General features: G+C 43.4%; 11 protein-coding genes. 10 read left to right on the top strand and 1 reads right to left on the bottom strand.

Going from position 1 to position 19037, the window contains the following annotated elements; all coding sequences use genetic code 11:
- Window positions 1-4 precede the first annotated feature (4 nt).
- Window positions 5-640, bottom strand: coding sequence for a nitroreductase (locus ACFGVS_RS10830; protein ID WP_439698623.1), 636 nt, complete (start codon window positions 638-640; stop codon window positions 5-7).
- 367 nt (window positions 641-1007) lie between these two features.
- Between ACFGVS_RS10830 and ACFGVS_RS10835 the strand changes: the two genes are divergently transcribed.
- The 10 genes from ACFGVS_RS10835 (at window position 1008) to ACFGVS_RS10880 (ending at window position 19031) form a co-directional block, all read left to right on the top strand.
- Entirely contained in the window at window positions 1008-1529 is a 522-nt protein-coding gene (locus ACFGVS_RS10835) for a YciE/YciF ferroxidase family protein (protein WP_439698624.1), read from the top strand.
- 4 nt (window positions 1530-1533) lie between these two features.
- The gene (gene ftsH / locus ACFGVS_RS10840; protein WP_439698625.1) at window positions 1534-3504 is read left to right on the top strand and encodes an ATP-dependent zinc metalloprotease FtsH; all 1971 of its coding nucleotides are present in this window, start codon (window positions 1534-1536) and stop codon (window positions 3502-3504) included.
- Entirely contained in the window at window positions 3501-4136 is a 636-nt protein-coding gene (locus ACFGVS_RS10845; RefSeq protein ID WP_439698626.1) for a hypothetical protein, read from the top strand. The genes ftsH and ACFGVS_RS10845 overlap by 4 nt, the downstream gene beginning before the upstream one ends.
- Complete coding sequence (locus ACFGVS_RS10850; protein ID WP_439698627.1) at window positions 4129-4452, top strand: carboxymuconolactone decarboxylase family protein; 324 nt, start codon at window positions 4129-4131, stop codon at window positions 4450-4452. The genes ACFGVS_RS10845 and ACFGVS_RS10850 overlap by 8 nt, the downstream gene beginning before the upstream one ends.
- A gap of 204 nt (window positions 4453-4656) precedes the next feature.
- The gene (locus ACFGVS_RS10855) at window positions 4657-5346 is read left to right on the top strand and encodes a DUF6629 family protein (RefSeq protein ID WP_439698628.1); all 690 of its coding nucleotides are present in this window, start codon (window positions 4657-4659) and stop codon (window positions 5344-5346) included.
- Window positions 5347-6531: 1185 nt separating this feature from the next.
- A complete protein-coding gene (locus tag ACFGVS_RS10860; protein ID WP_439698629.1) occupies window positions 6532-8034 on the top strand; it encodes a hypothetical protein in 1503 nt (500 codons plus the stop codon).
- Window positions 8035-8065: 31 nt separating this feature from the next.
- Window positions 8066-8638, top strand: coding sequence for an OmpH family outer membrane protein (locus ACFGVS_RS10865; RefSeq protein ID WP_439698630.1), 573 nt, complete (start codon window positions 8066-8068; stop codon window positions 8636-8638).
- Window positions 8638-9243 (top strand): hypothetical protein, encoded by a 606-nt coding sequence (locus ACFGVS_RS10870; RefSeq protein ID WP_439698631.1) that lies wholly within the window; start codon window positions 8638-8640, stop codon window positions 9241-9243. The genes ACFGVS_RS10865 and ACFGVS_RS10870 overlap by 1 nt, the downstream gene beginning before the upstream one ends.
- Before the next feature lie 48 nt (window positions 9244-9291).
- Window positions 9292-14760, top strand: a complete 5469-nt coding sequence (locus ACFGVS_RS10875; RefSeq protein WP_439698632.1) for a hypothetical protein — start codon at window positions 9292-9294, stop codon at window positions 14758-14760.
- 32 nt (window positions 14761-14792) lie between these two features.
- On the top strand, window positions 14793-19031 hold the full coding sequence (locus ACFGVS_RS10880) for an RHS repeat domain-containing protein (protein WP_439698633.1): 4239 nt from the start codon (window positions 14793-14795) through the stop codon (window positions 19029-19031).
- Window positions 19032-19037: the final 6 nt, after the last annotated feature.

Genomic DNA, 19037 nt, shown 5'->3' on the forward strand with positions numbered 1-19037 from the left:
CTACTTAACAGCATTCCATCCGATCAATAAATATCACATTGTTTTTTGTCCTGGGATGCGGCTGCGGTTTCTCGGCGGCATACCCCATGACGATGGCCAAAACCACCGTTTCATCAACCGGCACTTCCAACCTATTGTATACGACTGTTTGTTCCATATACTTTGCAAAGCCAACCGGGCATGTATCCAGGCCAAGTGACCTGGCCGCGAGCATCATATTTTGCGCACACATCCCAATGTCCAGACCGGCCCATTCATTGTCCCTGGGCGAAGTGATAAAAATAACCACCGGCGCACCGTGAAAGATCGGGTCTTCGCGCTCAAGGCCCACCGGCCCGGGTGAAAAATGCAAAAACGTTTTGAGCGCCGTAAGCGGATGCCGGAGGGTAGCTTTCCGTATGGCTTTTTCAGCAACCCTTGCAATCTCCTTTGAGAAAACAGCTATAGTATCTTGATGAGTCGCAATATAAAATTTCCAGGGCTGCCTGTTCATGGCCGAGGGTGCCATCAGTCCTGCCCCGATTATCTTATTAATAACATCGTCCTCAGGCATTTCCGGAAGAAATTTCCGCACCGCTCTTCTTTCAAAGATGGTTCTTAACGTTTCGTTGCTGGCTAAAATCTGTGCTGTTTTCATCATGCTATCGGTCGTTCGTTATCCTGGGCTCAGAAAAATCCGGGGTGAAAGCCTTCACCCGGCGGGGGAACATCCCCGGGGGTTGATTTTTGCCGGATCGTTCCTGAGGCTGTACCTTCGGGTTCTCCACCGGTGCCGGCGCGGCTACCGGTTCAACCGTGGGATTTATCTCGGGCTGCGGCGCTACAACAGGGGTTTCCTCGGGCATCGTTTCTTTGCTATTACTTTACGGGCATTAGCTTAAAATTTCATAACAAAGTAAAACGACCAAAGACCGCTGATCTATGATAACAATCAGTATTCCTCATGACGCTCATCATCTGCAAGTAGAGTACCGTGGCTTAAATTTGAGTGTTAAAATGCAAAGACCATGGAAACCACTTCAACCATTGCCACCTTACGTCAGCTGCTGGATCATCAAACCGGAAAATTCACCAACGGAGAGCTTCAGCTGCAAAAGAACTTGCCAGTATGGATCAATGACACAGGATCTGTTCAACTCAGGCAAGTGCTGCAAAAGTACCTTGACCAGCTGAATGTGCATATCCAGCAAATGGATGCATTTATTTTGGAAGCGCAGATTATCTCTGCAAACCGTGCTGATCCGGTTATGCAAAGCTTAACGGATGAAACGAACGAAATATTGGGTATTTGCAGAGACATCCAGGTTCGTGACGCCTGCCTGCTCGCCTGCATACAGGTGATTAATCATTATAAAATAAGCGCATACGGCACTGCCGCGGCATTTGCCGGGGACTTGGACCTGGAAAAGGCCGCAGCTATTTTCTACCAGATGGAGATCAATGAAAAAAACATCGACGATCGTTTGACGCAGCTGGCCAAATATGAAATAAATAAAGAAGCTAAATCACCGATCCAGATACCGGAATAACGCCATGAAAAATAATCAGCAGGTGAAACCCGGCAGGCCGGTAAAAAGAAAAACCAGGCCAGCATTCAGCTGGGTTTGGGTATATGTGATCATATTTCTTTATGTGATCCTATCGCCCTTGTGGAGCGGTTCGTATAATGTAAAGGAAACCACCTGGCAGCAATTTTCAACCACGATATTGAGCCGCAAAGCGGTAGAAAGACTGGAGGTTGTTAACAAAGAGAAAGTTAATGTTTATCTCAAAAGAGCTTTTGCAAAGGATCCGGCATTCAAAGAAGTTTTTACGACCGCCTTTGGCAAGGGGATCAGTACCGGGCCGCATTATACCTTTACAATCGGCTCGGTGGAATCTTTTGAGCATAACATGGAGGACGCTGAGAAAAACTTTGCAGCGAACGAAAAGATCCCGGTGAGTTATTCCTATCAAAGTAACTGGTTGCTGAACATCCTCAGTTGGTTGGTGCCGTTTATCCTGCTGTTGGTCATCTGGAATTTCCTGATGCGCCGGGCTGGTGGCGGAATGGCCGGAACAGGCGGTTCTTCGATCTTTAATTTTGGAAAATCTACCGCCACTCTGATTGAAAAAGAAAACAGCACAGTAACTTTTGCAGACGTTGCCGGTTTGGACGAGGCTAAAGTTGAGGTGCTGGAGATTGTTGACTTTTTAAAAAAACCGGCCTCTTTTACCAAACTGGGCGCCAAGATCCCTAAAGGTGTGATCCTCGTCGGGCCGCCCGGGACGGGCAAAACCTTATTAGCTAAAGCTGTTGCCGGCGAAGCACAGGTTCCATTCTTCTCTATTTCAGGTGCCGCATTTGTAGAGATGTTTGTCGGCGTCGGGGCTTCCCGCGTGCGTGATCTGTTCCAGCAGGCCAAGGAAAAAGCACCCTGCATTATTTTTATTGATGAGATTGACGCCATTGGGCGCTCAAGGGGCAAAGGCGCTTTTTTAGGTGGCGCCAACGACGAACGGGAAAGTACGCTTAACCAGCTCTTGACCGAAATGGATGGTTTTGGCACCAATACCGGTGTGATAGTGCTGGCAGCAACCAACCGGGCCGACATGCTGGATCCGGCCCTGATTCGTCCGGGCAGGTTCGACCGCCATATTTACCTGGAATTGCCCAATATGAATGAGCGCGCCGCGATTTTCAAAGTGCATATGGCGGGGCTAATCCTGGCAAATGGTATTAACCTGGTAGCCCTGGCCGGACAGACGCCCGGCTTTTCGGGTGCGGACATTGCCAATATTTGCAACGAAGCCGCATTGATCGCGGCCCGGCGAAAAGCGGTACAAGTAGAAAAAGCGGATTTTATGGATGCAATTGACCGGATAGTTGCCGGCCTGGAGAAGAAAAGCAAGATCATTTCGCCCGAAGAAAAAAGAACGATCGCCTTTCATGAAGCGGGCCACGCGGTGACCAGCTGGCTCTTGAAAACGGTAGACCCGCTGGTAAAAGTTTCGATTATTCCGCGGGGAAAATCGCTGGGCGCAGCCTGGTACTTACCGGAAGAAAAACAATTGCGCAGCGAAACCGCTTTCCACGAGCATTTATGTGCGACGCTGGGAGGACGGGCCGCCGAGGAAATCGTTTTCGGCGAGGTATCGTCCGGCGCTTTGGATGACCTCGAAAAGGTTACCAAAGAGGCTTATGCCATGGTTGTGTATTACGGCTTCAATGAAAAACTGGGCAATATCAGTTACTTTGACTCTACCGATCAACGCGATCTGGCTATTCAAAAACCATTCAGCGAAGCGACTGGCGAATTGATCGACCAGGAGATCCGCAAGCTGGTGGCGCAAGCGTATCTGGACGCGAAAACCATCCTGGCGGAAAATAAAGCCTCGCTGGAGCAGGTGGCCAACCTGCTGTTAAAAAAGGAAGTGATCTACAAGGATGACCTGGAAAATATTTTAGGAAAGCGCGGTACAGCGTTTCCGGCTATTGATCTTAAAGTGGAAACCCTGTCATGAAAAAAGATATCGCCACCATCGGCCTTTACGGGGCTATAGTCGCATTCATTGCCATGATGGGTTACGGCATCGTGCAGATCCTGCAGGTCGCCGGTGTCACCGGCTATCCTTTGGATGACATCCTGATCTATGGCTTTTCGCTGGCCATTGCCCCGCCATTTTTGATCTCGATATTGGCATTACATCATATCGTGCCCGGCGACCGGAGAATTTGGAGCCATGCAGCTTTGTTATTTGCCCTGCTCTATACAGTTTATGTTGTGCTGATATATTCGGTCCAGCTGGCAACTGTTATACCTTTATCCTTGCGCGATGCTTCGGTTAGTATCCTTAGGGTAACACCGCATTCTTTTTTCTGGACGCTGGACGCGCTGGGTTATATATGCATGGGCTTGTCCACCTTATTCGCTGCTTTCGTGTTCAAAAAAGACGGCGCGCAAAAATGGCTCAGGAGGTTCATGATCGCCAACGGACTGGTAATACCCCTAATCGGTTTTGCCTATTTTTACCCGCATTTTTCCACCTGGGTGTTGTTTATAGGCGCGCCCTGGCTGGTTACTGCGCCGGGATCGGTGCTTTTACTGGCTATTTTCTTCAGGAATTTTCACCATAAACCAGGAAATCATGAATAGTAACCCATTAGCAGCTTTTGAACAGGAGGCTCCCAAAGTAGCCATAGCTTTTAACCAATTAGTCGAAGCGTTAAAACAGACAAATGGCCTTGATGCAAAAACCAAGCAGCTTGTCTATATCGGCATCAAGTCCGCGTTAGGCGATCCGAAGGCGATCTACTACCATGTGGCCATGGCAAAGGAGTTGGGCGCTTCCCGGGCAGAAATCGTGGATGCCATCCTTATTACCTTAACTGTTTGCGGCTTAAATGGTGTCGCCGGTTGTTTACCCGTTGCTTTATCGGTTTACGATAAACCTGATGGCGACGGACTTTAAACGATTCTCAAACGTTATCTGCGGCATTCCGTTTTCGCCGATCGAAGCTGCTGCCCGGTACGGCGTTATTAAATGTAAGGCGCAATATTGAATTTAGTGCTATATTTAAAACAATACTAATGCGTTGCCAAATCAGGAAAACGGCCCGTTCGTCTCAACTCCTTTGGAATTTTAACACTCATCAAATCAAAAGGAGAAAGAAAAATGTGTTTTTCAGCAGGTGCAAGTTTTGGAGCCAGCGCCGTCCTTTCTGTAATAGGCGTCGCTACGCTCAGTAGATGTGGTAAGCGGCAGCAAATGGTCTTTGCCGGGATCCCGCTCATCTTTGCCGTGCAGCAGGTATCAGAAGGATTGATATGGCTCGCACTCCTAAATCCGGGTTATGCCCTATGGCTAAAACCGGCAACTTATACTTTCCTGGCATTTGCGCAGGTGGTCTGGCCATCCTGGGTGCCTTTCGCTATTTTATTATTGGAAACTTCTACGCCGAGAAAAAAGATATTGTATATAGCAACCGGAATTGGCCTGCTGGTATCCGGCTACCTGGCTTACCGGCTGATGACCCAGCCCATTCACGCAGAGATAGCGGGTATGCATATTTTTTATAGCCTGGGCTCGATGAATTCGGCGCTCCACGATTCCGCGATATTATATTTCCTGGCCATCGTTGTTCCCCCGTTTATTTCGAGCGTAAAAGGAATGTGGCTGTTTGGACTTTCCATAGGCATAGCTTACATCATAACCCATCTCTTTTTCGAGGATTATGAGCTTTCGGTGTGGTGCTTTTTCGCCGCGATTATCAGTATCGTCGTTTTCATCGTTTTATTCCGGCTACAGCAAACTTTAGCTGGTATTATCGGGCCGAAAGCCTTGAACCCGGCTGTGAAGTTCTAATAAATGCAAAGCAACCTGACGGTTGTCTGCTTCAGAGCTGCGCAGGATCATTTCCTGTAAATGGTCATAGGGCCGGTTAATGCCGGTAGCCAAAACAACTCTTTGGACGAGATCTGAGCATAGGTCAGGTATCTGCCAAATTACTGACGACATCGTACAAGATCGTTTAATCGTTTATCAATATGAACCGCGTAATAATGGATCGGATTAATTTGGTTTATTATACTTTTGACATAAACAAAAAAACGCCGTAAATAATTAATTTACAGCGTTTTGACCTTAATTTCAAAATACTAAGCGGAGAGGGAGGGATTTGTTTTAACCCTAATTTTCTGCGCTTATTCGATATCTTGAATGGTTTTCAATTTCGTACTCACCGAATTACTCACCACCTTTTATTCATAAGTATGTAGCTGCAAATGCTATATTCAAATGTACGAAAAAAGTGAAAAAACAATTCCTTTTTATTCATGAAAACGTCCGGTCGATTTCTATGATTTAAGCCCGTCTAGCCGGAGTCAATCAATAATAGATTGACTTCCGTCCTTAAATCAGTAATTTGTCTTTAAAAAAACATTAAAGCCCCTAAATCCCGTTGGAATGCAATAATAGATCTTAAGCCTATTCTATACTCTTTGATTTGAAGTAAATTTCTCGAGAAGCTTCTTTGGCAGAGTCTTATTATAGGGCTCAGTAAATTGGATATTCCGGAGCCATTGAACACTGCGTTCCGAAAAAAGGGTCAGTGGATTCCGTTACACTTTGACCACGCTAAATTCCTGATTTTAATATCTCGGTGTAACTCTAATATTTTAAGGGATAATTACTTATAAAAAAAATACTGGTCGTAACTTTTAAAAGGTATAAGAGGATTAGTTCGTTGAAATTTAATATGCTAAATAATTTACCGTTTGTAAATTACAATAAAACATGTATTTTTATCACGTTTGAAAAAAACATAATTCAAAATACTTTTTACATACAACATATTTTTTTTACCACCTAACCTTAATCACACTAATATGAAATCATCTCAAAGAAATCCTTAAAAGGAAAACCAAAACGATTCCTGATTTTAACTTATTCAGCATAGTCCTAAAGTGGCCTGTATGTCTGGCATGTTAATTTTTTGAGGGCAACAAGGATGCCAACATTTATATCCCCTTATTAAACTATTATCCAATCATGAAAAAATCGATCTTTATCACTATCACACTTCTTTTAGTTTCTATTTTTGCACATGCTCAGTGGACTAATACCACTCCTAATATCAATAATACCAATACAGGCAGTGTTACCATCGGGTCAGCAACCCCGTATACCATTAACGCATCGGCCGCCCTGTTTCCTTCAGCTATGCCCAAATTGGAGGTTGTTACAGGTATAGGAGGAACTACTCCGTTTGCCGACCTGATAACCATTCGCCGTCCGGGCGCTACTGCAGATGTTGTTTCACGCCAGTTGGGCATGATATTTAAATTATCGAGCGAAAGTTCAACAACCGAAGCCGACAAGATGGGCGGTCTACTGTTCGAGAGTGCCAATGCTTACGCCAACTCCCCTACCATGAGCCTGGTTACGGCCAATGTCCGCCGTTTAACTATCGATCAAAATGGTAAAATCGGTATCGGTACAACCACCCCTACCCATCAATTTCATTTGTCTAATAGCGGGGCTTCTGCTGATTTTGGCTTCGAATCGTTCAATAGTTCCACCGTTCAAGGGTCACGACTGTATTTTGGGCGCTCGCGCGGCATGTCAACCTCGGCTCTTGCAGTACAAAACGGAGATTACATTGGCTTTCTTGATTTCTTTGGCCACGATGGCACGACAGCGCAGCGTTCGGGCCAGCTTATTCTCCAGGTTGATGGAACACCGTCAAGTGGAATTGTTCCCGGAGCATTTGTATTTACCACCGCGAATGCCAATGGCATCAATGCAGAGCGGATGCGGATCAGTTCGGCTGGAAACGTGGGCATTGGCACTATGACGCCTGTTTCTACTTTCCAGGTTAATAATACCGTCAGTAAATTTTCTGTGGGCAATGCCGGTGGTGCCGACCTTGGTTACGGCACGTCATATATAGGCTTTAACGCCGCCAGAATTGGAACCGGTTCGACACCTTCTAACTGGACAATTGACGGAGATGGATATCACAATGGCGGCAGCGTAATTTATACCGATGTTGCTGGTACGGTATACATTACCCCTATCGTTTCAACCGGAGCTACCACACAAACACTTGCCGATGCTGATATTAAAAGCAAGGCTGCTTTGCGGGTTAGCGGTACCGGGAATGTGGGCATAGGTACCACAGATTATGGAGCCTGGACCCTCAACAACTCAAGTTATAAACTGGCAGTAGGTGGCAGCATGATTGCAACCGCAGTAACAGTAAAGCTTGTTGCCAACTGGCCAGATTACGTTTTCAAAAAAGACTACACCCTGCCTTCATTAACCGATGTGAAAACCTATATCGACCAAAACCAACACCTGCCCGAAATCCCATCGGCACAGCAAATTGAGAAAGATGGTGTCAACCTGGGCGAAATGAATAAGCTGTTGCTTAAAAAGGTGGAGGAGTTGACTTTGTATTTGATTGAGAAGGATAAAAAGGAAAAAGAACAGGAAGAGCGCATTAATAAGTTAGAAAAAGCGATGCAAACTTTGGCAAAAGGCACAAATTAATTAAATAACAAATAATTCACGATATAATATAATGCAACAAAATAAAACCCCTATAAAACAAACCAACTATTTCAGTATCGCATATCATGTAATTTTAAGCTGCGCAGTCATTTTTCTGTTATTAAATTATTTCTTTAAAAATGACAAAATAGCGTATGTCGATTCGGCGAAAATACTAAATGAATATAAAGGCTCGGCCGAGGCTAAAAAGGCATTTCAATCAAAGGCTAAGCTTTGGCAGGCCAATATCGATACATTAACTAATGAAGTTAAGTCGTCCATTCAAAAATACGAAAAGAGTATAGCAACCATGTCTGCCAAGGAGCAGGAGCTAAGCAAACAGCTTATACAAACAAAGCAGAAGCAATTATCAGATTATCAACATGCCATTCAGGAAAATGCTAAGCAGGAAGATGGGAAGCTTACGCAAGGTGTTGTTTCTCAAATCAATGCTTTTTTGTTAAAGTATGGTAAAGATCATAATTATAAGATGATTTTAATTGCCAATCAATCCGGAACCATCGCATATGCGCGTGATGGCCTGGATATTACAGCAAAGGTTATTGAAGAAATTAATAACGAATACTCAGCTGATAGAAAATAATGAAAAGATCCGGCAGGTTAATAATTATCGGTCTGTTGGGGATGTTTGTTGTTTGTTCCCCTTCTTGTAAAAGGAAAACAGTATCCCTGGCAGGTTTGATAGCCTATGTTAATGATCCAGAAAATGGCCTCCAAAAAACGCAGCAAACAGGAAAAATAAAAACGGTATTGACATATAAACCCTGGCAAACCATGATGTTTAATGAGGGGGGGCTTAACAATAAGGATAGAAGATCAGACTCTTTAAAGTTTCAGGATAAATTATTTTTCGTTTTCAGTTTATCTGCAAATAATAAAGAGCTTTTAAAGCAACTGGAATTTAGCCAATACAGTGAAATGGTGCAGGTATTGGCATTTAGAATGAAAAATTTTATTGATGTTGTCCCTGATGATGGAAAACCGGTTGAGCCAACAGACTGCATATTTCAGCAAACTTACGGAATGGGTGTTGCCAATAACCTTTTAGTTGTTTTTGATAAAGAAAAGTTAATGACAGCCGACAATTTGAAATTTGAAGTAAGAGAGTTTGGCCTTAACACCGGGAATTTAAACTTCGGGATCAAGACAAAAGATATAACAGATATACCAGCTTTAGCACAAAAATAATAGTTACCGAACCAACTTATGCTTACCACAAAAAGAAAACCAATGCGCATGAAAAAGGCAATTGCGCTTTTCATGCTGTTTACGCTTGTTAACCAGTTTCTGACACCCAGTATAGCCTATGCGTTAACTGCCGGGCCAACCGCACCGGAGGCAACCAATTTTGAGCCGATAGATACTACGGATATGGTAAACCCCTTAACGGGAACTTTTACCTACGGTATGCCGCTGCTGGAAGTGCCTGGTCCCGAGGGCGGCTATCCTTTAGCTTTATCTTACCATGCGGGTATACAACCCAACGAAGAAGCTTCATGGGTAGGTTTGGGCTGGAGTTTAAATCCTGGAGCGATTGCAAGAAATGTGAATGGCTATCCGGATGATTGGAGCAGTGCAATTGGATGCGCTTCCAATTATTGGGATGGAGGGGTACAATCAACAAATTCCTATGGCATAACTTTAGGCTTAGGCGGGTCTCCCGCGTCTGTGAGCTTTGGCTTATCTTTCTCACAAGATACCTATCGGGGTTTTGGGTTTGGTGCAAGTCTTGGTGTTGGTGTTAGCCTTGGAAGCGGTTCTCCTTTCGGCTTGGGCGTGCAGGTTGGTGTATCGCCCTATGGAGGTGGATATGTTGGCGCCAATGTTAATTATTCACCCGGAACGAACGTCAATGGTGGTTTAAACGGAAGTTTAAGTATCGGTGTACAAACTAATTTTCATTCAGTAGACGCCAGCATAAGCGGGGGAATAAGTGCCTCTAAAACTCCTGAGTCTCCATCTGTATCTTCATCTTTATTGGGTGCGTCAATACGCACATCAAATATTAAACCGTCTTTTTCTGTAGGAGCGATGGCAGCAAGCTCGGCAAATGACAGCCAAAAAGGAGAGAGAAGTACTTCAACTGATGAATCTTCTACTTTTATACCAATCTACGCTGGGGTGTCGATTAGTTTAGGGTATAAAAATGTCAGATATTGGTCAAACACCTTTAGCAACTTTACTGCAAATGGTGTTTTAAATAACCACTCGGCTATTAATTCAACAGATGATTTAAATACAACCGATGACGATAATTATTCGTTACCGGATCCCAATATATCGATTGTAGATAATCCAGACCCGCGCGCGCAACTCGGCGGAACCTATCCAAGTTTTGATAATTACACTGTTACTGCCCAGGGGTTGGGGGGCAATATGCGGCCATATGCTTTTGCCACCGTTCTGTTTCATCAAAACAGGATCAATAATACCGATCATTCAAAGGATATTTATGGCGAAAGTTTGCCCTCAGATTATACCCCAACCTCTGTTGGAAAGAAATGGCAATTCAGATTTGTTAATGATCTTTCAAATTCATATCAGTCGGGAAGGTCGTGGAGTACAGATCAGAGATATAATTTTGGTAACAATACGAAGTATGGCAATAACGATGGAGATTATGGTTATGATCAATCGACTAATCGCTTAGAAGGTACAAATCATATAGAATACTTTACCAATGATGAAATTGCGGACCCAAGTCCAACCTCCAAAGCACACTTAAGGGGTTTTATTGATTGCGATGCTGCTGGGTTTAATCGTCCTACAAGTCCTCAAAATTCCTCCTACACGGATATAAAGAAATTAGGGAAACAAATAGGCGGTTTTATGATTACTAATGCGAGTGGCGTAACTTATCACTATGCTTTACCTGCTTATGAGTCTCAGGAGTTTGTTCATACCGAAAAAATTGATGCTACGGGTCATTACACCGGAAATGAATTAAGTAAACCTATCCAATATGCTTATACATGGTATTTAACAGCTATTACCGGCCCTGATTACGTACCAAGAGGTACATTAACCGGTAAGATTGATATTCAGCACGATTGGGGATATTTTGTAAAATTTGATTATGGAATGTGGACAAACGGTTATGACTGGAGTAATCCATCAGAGGGTTTCATAAGAGATATTGACAATCAATACCAAAGCTATTCGATAGGACAGAAAGAGATTTACTACTTAGATGCCATTGAGACCCGTAGTCATACCGCTCTATTTGAAAAAGAAATCCGTGCAGATGCAAAAGGGACCTTTAATCTAACAACGAACGCATTTGCTGTACCCAATAGCCGTATAGTAGGATATAAGCCAACCGCTTATAATGTTAGCTCAGTTAATGATGTTTATCATTATCCAAGAGCGAGCTTAAGACTGAATAATATTTATTTATTTCAAAATGACCAACTCGCTACTAATATAAATTCTATACGCCAAAATAGCACGAATTATCTTCATGCATTTAACGCCGGGAATGATGACACTGCTTGGATTGACACCGTTCACAATGGTCTAAACGTTATTGACAAATTTGATATCACGGCCAATTTAGCAAGTAAATGCCTGCGTAAAATCGCCTTTAATTACGATTATTCCCTATCACAAGGATGCCCTAATAGTTATGATCCAGGTGGGTTAAATACCTATATTGCGCATCCGTCTATTAACGGAAGTACGTCTCCTACTTTATTGGGGAAATTAACCTTACTATCAGTTGATTTTCAGGGAAAAGGCGGTGTGTCAATGACGCCGCCAACGCAGTTTCAATATGACGTTGATGCGTCCGCCCCAGCAAATAACGATAATATTACGATAACCAATGCACCGGTAAACCAACCGGGAATTAATCAGCTGGGCGGAATCCGTGTAACAACCCCAGGAAAATTTAAGACTGGGGACATTATCACTTTTGTAATTAACTCAACAACCTATTATTGTACCTTAATATCAACAACCGATCAAACTAATTTTAACGTCTTCTTTTTAAATAATTCTCCCGGAACAAGTAGCATAAACACCGTTCAGACTGGCAGAAAGACCAAAAATCCACCGTACAACGCGGACGCCTCTGATATTTGGGGCTGTTATAAATCGGATTATAAGGCGAATCCATCCAACGAAAATATATCGCGGATGACAAGTCAGGTATCCAATTTGAATACAGATGTCTGGTCAATGAGAAAAATAGTTTCCACTCTGGGCAGCAGTATTGGTATCAACTATGAGGGAGCGGATTATGGGAAATCAGCCCTAACTAAAAACAGGTCTTTAGTTCTCTTAGGTGGCCAAAATAATATAATTAATAACGGTAACCGCAATTATACCTTCACGGTCGATCCTAATAGTCCTGATTTAAGAAGTATTTATAAAATTGGTGATAAGGCAAGTTTGATATATATGTTTCTTAGCTATGTTAACAATGATGTTGAAACGGTAAATACCGATTCGCAATCAACGCCACCCATAGTAACCGCGGTTACATCAAATACTATAACACTCAAAGTTTCAGCCGAAATGGATAATGATCTTTATAGAGGATCGGAGGTCTTCTATACAGGCAATATTATTGCAAATGGAAGTAATTTAATAGCGGGAGGAGGAATTCGGGTGAAGAGTTTAGTGGTGGATGATTTAAACGGGAATATCAGTAAAACAGCCTATGATTATAGTATTCCTGGGTTCCCGTCAGGGCAGCAAAGTTCATCCGGAGTTACGGCTTATGAGCCATACGGGTTTGAACCTGATAATACTGCTGCCGTTCAAAGCGCTTTAGGCAATACTTATGGCGATGTGCAAAAGCCCTATAGGCGGGAATTGTATAAACTTGCCAATAAACTATTATCCATTTCCCGAGAATTACCTTCGCCCGGTGTAATGTATGAATATGTTACTGTAGGCGATTCAAGTGTTCTTGCAAATGGATCGATACCCGTTGGCGGCAAAACTGTTTACCAGTACGAGGTTTTTAAACCAGAGATGATAGGTATTTATGATTATAATGACTTAAACGGAATTCAGCCAGCCAGCGGCAGCGGACCCGCAATAAGTTCAATAACGACCACGATAACAGGGCAGGCTAAAAAAGACCGGACGATTAAAGATTATACAAGCAGGGTAGGTAATTTGAAAAGGATTATTACTTACGATAATTTAAATAATAAACTCACAGAAAAAATCAACCACTATTTATATGACGATTTAGATAATACACCTTTTATAAATCAGATTAACAATTACGAACCACGCCTTTCGGGTTATAACGGCGTCACTTATAATAATATGGGTGTAATTAAGGAAAGATACGGAAATTCCCGCTTTATTGTAAATAATATAAAAACCGATTATAGTTATCACACTACTGTGTACGAAGGGTCGAGTTTTTTAATGATGAGCAACAAGGAAACCTTTCCAACCTTTCAGACCGGTACTACTCAAATTGATTATAAAAACGGTACCCGTATGGATGAAACCAACCTTGCTTATGATTTTTATACCGGGGCGGTTACAAAAACATTAACAAAGGACTCCTATGGTAACCGGTTTATTAGCCAGGTTACACCTGCTTACATGGTCGGCAACGGCTCCGTTTATCCGGCATTGGGATTAAAAACGCATGATGATATTCCTAATGCGGTTCAACATAAGCAAATGCTTAGCCAACAAGCCTCAAAATATACTTTTAGTGTTGATGCTAACAATAATCCAATTGGTGTAATCAGCGCTTCCGTACAAACCTGGTCAAATACAGTACCTGTGTTAGATCCTGATGGAAATGTTACTACTACCGGGCAGTCGGGGATATGGCGAATGGAGTCCATTTACAGCTGGCTCAAATCGGGCACGTCTGCTAATAATATGACCCCTTATAGTGCTTTTGTTGATTATTTTTCCGGTACCGATGCTTCGTGGAAAAAGACCAGCCAGATTACTCAGTATAACGTTTACTCTGCAGCTTTAGAGGCTACAGATATTAATAACAATTATGCGGCTACACGTATGGGTTATAATAGCAGTAAGGTGTTATTTACAGGAGGCGCAGCCAGGTATAATGAAATAGCCTATGCCGGAGCGGAGGATGCTGTATTAACTAATGGCAATTTCAGTAATAACATTTCGCCGGGTGGGGGTACGGTTGTTAACGATTCCACCAAATCGCATACCGGCGTCAATTCCCTGATGGTTCCTGTTAATACAAACGGTTTTACTTATACCGTACCAATAACAAAAATTAATGCTGCCGGTAATTACAGTGTTGCTGTTTGGGTTAAGCCGCCTCCGGCTGGCAGCGTTAGCCAGGCAAGCTTGTATTACCAGGTAAACGGTGGCACTGTGGTAACACCGGCACAGTCATTAGCAAAATCGGCAGCTGGCAGATATCTGCTCGAAATTACTGTACCGGCTGCTGCGCTGGCTGGTAACACCGGGAGCCTGGTAGTTGGTTGTAAGAATGGATCGTTAAATACGCTTTATTTTGATGATTTCCGTTTTCAGCCAACAGCGGCCTCGGCAACAGCTTATGTTTATGACAACCAGACAGGCGAGCTTACTTATATCCTGAACAACAACAACCTTTTTGTACGTTTTCAATATGATGCTGTTGGAAGGCTGGTAAGAACCTACAGGGAAGTACTGGGAAAAGCAACGATCCCTTTAATTAGCTCCCAGAGGTATCATTACGCAAGAAACGGAAATGTAAATTAATTTGAAATACATAGCTATTAATCACAAATAATATGTTTAAAAACCTAACCTCCTGGGCATGTGTGATCTGGCTTATGGTACTTAGTGCATTTGCACAGGACATAAAAAGCCAATCCGCAATCGTTTTGCCCATTTCGCCGCAAACAAGCTACACCGTTGGCAGCGGTGCTACGGTTAATATTGTAAGTGGGGTATCGGTTGCTTTGCAGCCGGGAACAACATTAAGCAGTGGTAGTACCGTTTATATATCCATAAATAATGTGCAGGCGGTACCGGCGGCACCATCAAACCCGGCAAATGATTATGATAAAAACTGGATACTTACCCGTAATTATGATGAGAACGGTAACGAGATTGGTTCGTCAAAGGCATTCTTTGATAATAATGGCAAGCTCACGCAATCACAAACCAAAAATGAAACTACAGGTCATGTTTTAGCCAGCCAAACCATTTACGATTTGCAGGGCAGGGCCGTTGTAGCAACGTTACCTGCCCCAATTAATAATTCGGCATTTGCCTATAATAGTAGTTTTGTAACTAAAAACGGGGTAGCATATAATTACCTCAATTTTGATGGCGACCCAACCAGTACTACCAATCCTTATGCAAAGCTGAATTCGCCGGACGCTGTTGATAATACCACGCAAGGCAGCCTTGGCTGGTATTACAGTAACAATAATAGCTTGGAGCCTATGGTGGCAACAACAGGTTATCCATACAGCCGCGGCGATTTTTATCATGATGGTACGGGTGCAACAAAACGCTCGGCAGGCGTAGGTGATCAGCTAAAAATGGGCATGGGCCATGAAGCAAGCAGTAATAGCTTTCCTGTTCAAAATGAGTTAAATAATTACCTGGCTATCCGTAACCAGTTTTTTCCTGCTGCTGTGGTTGGAGAGGGCCCGGCAAACATGGCTGCTGAAGCTGTACAGTCTGTTTCAACAGATCAAAATGGGACAAGTGTTTTATCGGTGACCGATCTGTCGGGTAAACAAAATCTGATGACAGGCAGGGCCGACCCGAATGGCTGGCTCAGCATTACCAATACGGCAAATATGAACAATGTATTGCCGCAATATACATTTAGCATTACTGTTGATGGACCAGCCGCAATACAGGGCAACACTAACGACCCGGCTATAATAGCTATGATGCGTGCCTCTGTTCAAAAATTCAGTCTCAATTCTGCTTACCAGGTAACAGTAACTTGTACCAATGGAGGGGTAGCAACCTGGCAAGGAAATGGGAATGATTACATAGCGCCGACACCCGGCTTTACGGGTTCATATAGCTTTGTTATTACTTCGGCCTATCCTTTTTATGTAACTGCTTCAAATAATTATGGGGTTATATACGATCAAGCACCGGTAGATGCTATCGAACCTAATGGGACTTCGATGGCATACTTCAAGCTCGCCGTGCCATCGGCAGTTAGTGTTACCGGTAATGTAGCCTTATATGATATGAGTAGCGAAACACAGCTCTCCAATTTTACCAGCGGCAGCACCTTGCCGGCTGGCTATTATAAGGCAATAGATACTAACGGCGATGCCAGCATTACTTATACCAACAAATATTCAGATATCAGCTATAATTATTACAATCAGTTAGGGCAATTGATTGCAAGTATAGCACCTAATGGCGTACAGGCGTTAGTACCTCCTAATAATTTAAACAATTACGCATCTGCCAGTGCATTGCCATTTGTTACTTTGTATGAATATGATTTACAGGGCAGATTGACAGCTTCCACTTCTCCCGATGGCGGCCGATCTGAATTTGTATACCGGACAGATGGTAAAATCCGTTTTTCGCAAAATGCTCTTCAGCGTGTAGCTGCAAATGCAGGAACTGGTAATCAGGAAAAATTCTCTTACACCAACTATGACAGTTTTGGCAGGCCTATCGAATCCGGTGAATATACAGTACCCAATGGTGCGTCGTTAACATTTGCCAGTACAAAATCTAATACTACCTTACTGGATAATACCGGGGCGAGTGACGGCTTAACAGGGGGGGTAAAATTGAACCAGGTAAATACCTATTATGACCTGCCGGCTGCTAATCTTAGCTTGTCAGGATATATTCAGGATCCTGGATTTTTAAAAGGGGCGGTAAGCTATACTACCAATGCCAACAGCACCACCTGGTACAATTATGATGATCATGGCCGCGTTGTTTGGATGGTAAAACAAATAGCAGGGTTAACAGGATATAAAACGATTGACTATACCTATAATGACCAGGGCAATGGAACGGTTGTTGATTATCAGCGTGGAACGGCTGCCGAAAGATTTATGCATTATTACAGCTATGATGCCGATGGCAGGCTGATTAACGTACAAACAAGCATAAATGGGGGGACAACCAAATTACAGCAGGCCCATTACTACTATTACCTGCACGGCCCGCTTAAGCGGACGGAATTGGGCGATCAGCTACAGGGCATAGATTATGTGTATACTGCCGATGGGATGCTTAAAGCAATCAATAGCCCTACAGGCAATGCAGCCAATGACCCTATGAAAGATGGCATTGGCAATTATTTTGCCAAAGACGCCTTTGGGATGCAGCTGGAGTATTTCCCGGGAGATTACACTCGCACAGGGAGTAATGTTACCAGTATCCCCACCGGGCAGCAAACCTACTACAATGGCAATGTAAATGGTATCAGTTGGCAAAGCAATAAGCCGTCGGGCATATTACCCGATCCTACCATGTATGCCTATGGGTACGATGCTAAGTATCAGCTTACCGGTGCAACCTGGGGAACGCCAAACTTTACAACCCCGGCTTTTACCCCTGGTAATATGTTTAAAGAAAGCGGTATTACTTATGATCCCAATGGGAATATCAACGGGCTGCAACGCACTAAAGGCGATGGCACTTTGAGAGACGACTTTAGTAAGTACACCTACCAGGCTGGCACCAATAAGTTAACGAGTGTGGCTAATACAGCAGGTTCGTTAACCTATGCTTCATATACTTACGATGAGCTTGGGCAGCTAAAAAGCCAAACACAGGGTAACGCAACCAGTTATTTAAAATACGATGTTACAGGAAAGATAACCGGCGTGTACAGCGACGCTGCTATGACCGCAGCTAATGCAATGGTTACTTATAGTTACGACGAAAGCGGCAACCGCATAAAAACAGTAAACCAAAACGGTACTACTTACTACGTTTACGATGCATCCGGGAACGTTATGGCTATTTACACAGGTGCAAGTGCGCCGGTTATGAGTGAAGTGCCGGTTTATGGCAGCGACAGATTGGGTACTTACTATGTTGCAGGCAACATTTATTATTACGAACTTCGGGACAACGTTGGTAGCGTTAAAGTTGTTATTAACCGTAATAAGGTAGGTGGGCAGGCAGACGTAGTGCAGTATAATGATTATTACCCATTTGGTAGCATTGCCCGCAACAGCGTTGGTTACCGGTATGGCTACCAAGGTGCTTATGCAGAGCAAGATCCCGTTACTGGGCTTAATAATTTTGATTTGCGAATGTATGATGGGAAGATTGGCAGGTGGCTTTCAACTGATCCTGCTGGGCAGTATGCCTCGCCGTATGAGGGGATGGGGAATAACCCGGTCATCGGAATTGATCCGACAGGTGGATATGATCATTGGTGGCAATCTTGGGCAGCTTCATTGTTCGGATTAAGAGGTAGTACTTTCCAAGATCATAGCGGAGGCATAAATGATGGTCAATATTATTTTGGAAAAGAATCTGAAAATCAAGATGGAAGCGCTGGAGTAACATTTATTAAACATTATGGTGAAGGCTCGGCTATGAACCAACTGGTAAATCACGTAATGACCGAGGTGGCTCGACAAGAGTACATGCGTCACAAAAAACCGGATATAGGGGCTGTTGAGTCTCCTATAATCGATCCAATTGATTTTGTCGGTGGGTTCGTATCGGGAGGATTAAAAGGTTTGGCAGCTACGGGTGTTAGGGCAGGAGAAGCGGAATTAGTAGTAAGTGGCATACAAGTAAACAAAATTGCAGGCGACGCTTTTAGAGATGAATTAGCAGCAGCATTGAGAGCAGAAGGGCGTGTAGTAACTCCAGAAGCTTATAAATGGACACCATTTGGTAAGCGTTTTATAGATTTAGACGTTTGGCACAATGGGGTTAATTTGGGGGGTATAGAAACTAAAGTAGGTGGTTCTCGTTACCTTCCGTTGCAAAGATTAAAAGATGCTTGGCTTGGCGCAAATGGCTATAACGTACAGTTAGTTAGAAAACCACCAACTTGGTAAAATAAA

It is taken from the genome of Mucilaginibacter sediminis, assembly GCF_051903035.1.
GTDB lineage: Bacteria > Bacteroidota > Bacteroidia > Sphingobacteriales > Sphingobacteriaceae > Mucilaginibacter.

Coding starts and splice junctions, on each gene's coding strand:
- ACFGVS_RS10830 (WP_439698623.1), bottom strand. CDS start 640: ATGATGAAAACAGCACAGATTTTAGCCAGCAACGAAACGTTAAGAACC.
- ACFGVS_RS10860 (WP_439698629.1), top strand. CDS start 6,532: ATGAAAAAATCGATCTTTATCACTATCACACTTCTTTTAGTTTCTATT.
- ACFGVS_RS10865 (WP_439698630.1), top strand. CDS start 8,066: ATGCAACAAAATAAAACCCCTATAAAACAAACCAACTATTTCAGTATC.
- ACFGVS_RS10880 (WP_439698633.1), top strand. CDS start 14,793: ATGTTTAAAAACCTAACCTCCTGGGCATGTGTGATCTGGCTTATGGTA.
- ftsH (WP_439698625.1), top strand. CDS start 1,534: ATGAAAAATAATCAGCAGGTGAAACCCGGCAGGCCGGTAAAAAGAAAA.
- ACFGVS_RS10875 (WP_439698632.1), top strand. CDS start 9,292: ATGAAAAAGGCAATTGCGCTTTTCATGCTGTTTACGCTTGTTAACCAG.
- ACFGVS_RS10850 (WP_439698627.1), top strand. CDS start 4,129: ATGAATAGTAACCCATTAGCAGCTTTTGAACAGGAGGCTCCCAAAGTA.
- ACFGVS_RS10845 (WP_439698626.1), top strand. CDS start 3,501: ATGAAAAAAGATATCGCCACCATCGGCCTTTACGGGGCTATAGTCGCA.
- ACFGVS_RS10855 (WP_439698628.1), top strand. CDS start 4,657: ATGTGTTTTTCAGCAGGTGCAAGTTTTGGAGCCAGCGCCGTCCTTTCT.
- ACFGVS_RS10835 (WP_439698624.1), top strand. CDS start 1,008: ATGGAAACCACTTCAACCATTGCCACCTTACGTCAGCTGCTGGATCAT.
- ACFGVS_RS10870 (WP_439698631.1), top strand. CDS start 8,638: ATGAAAAGATCCGGCAGGTTAATAATTATCGGTCTGTTGGGGATGTTT.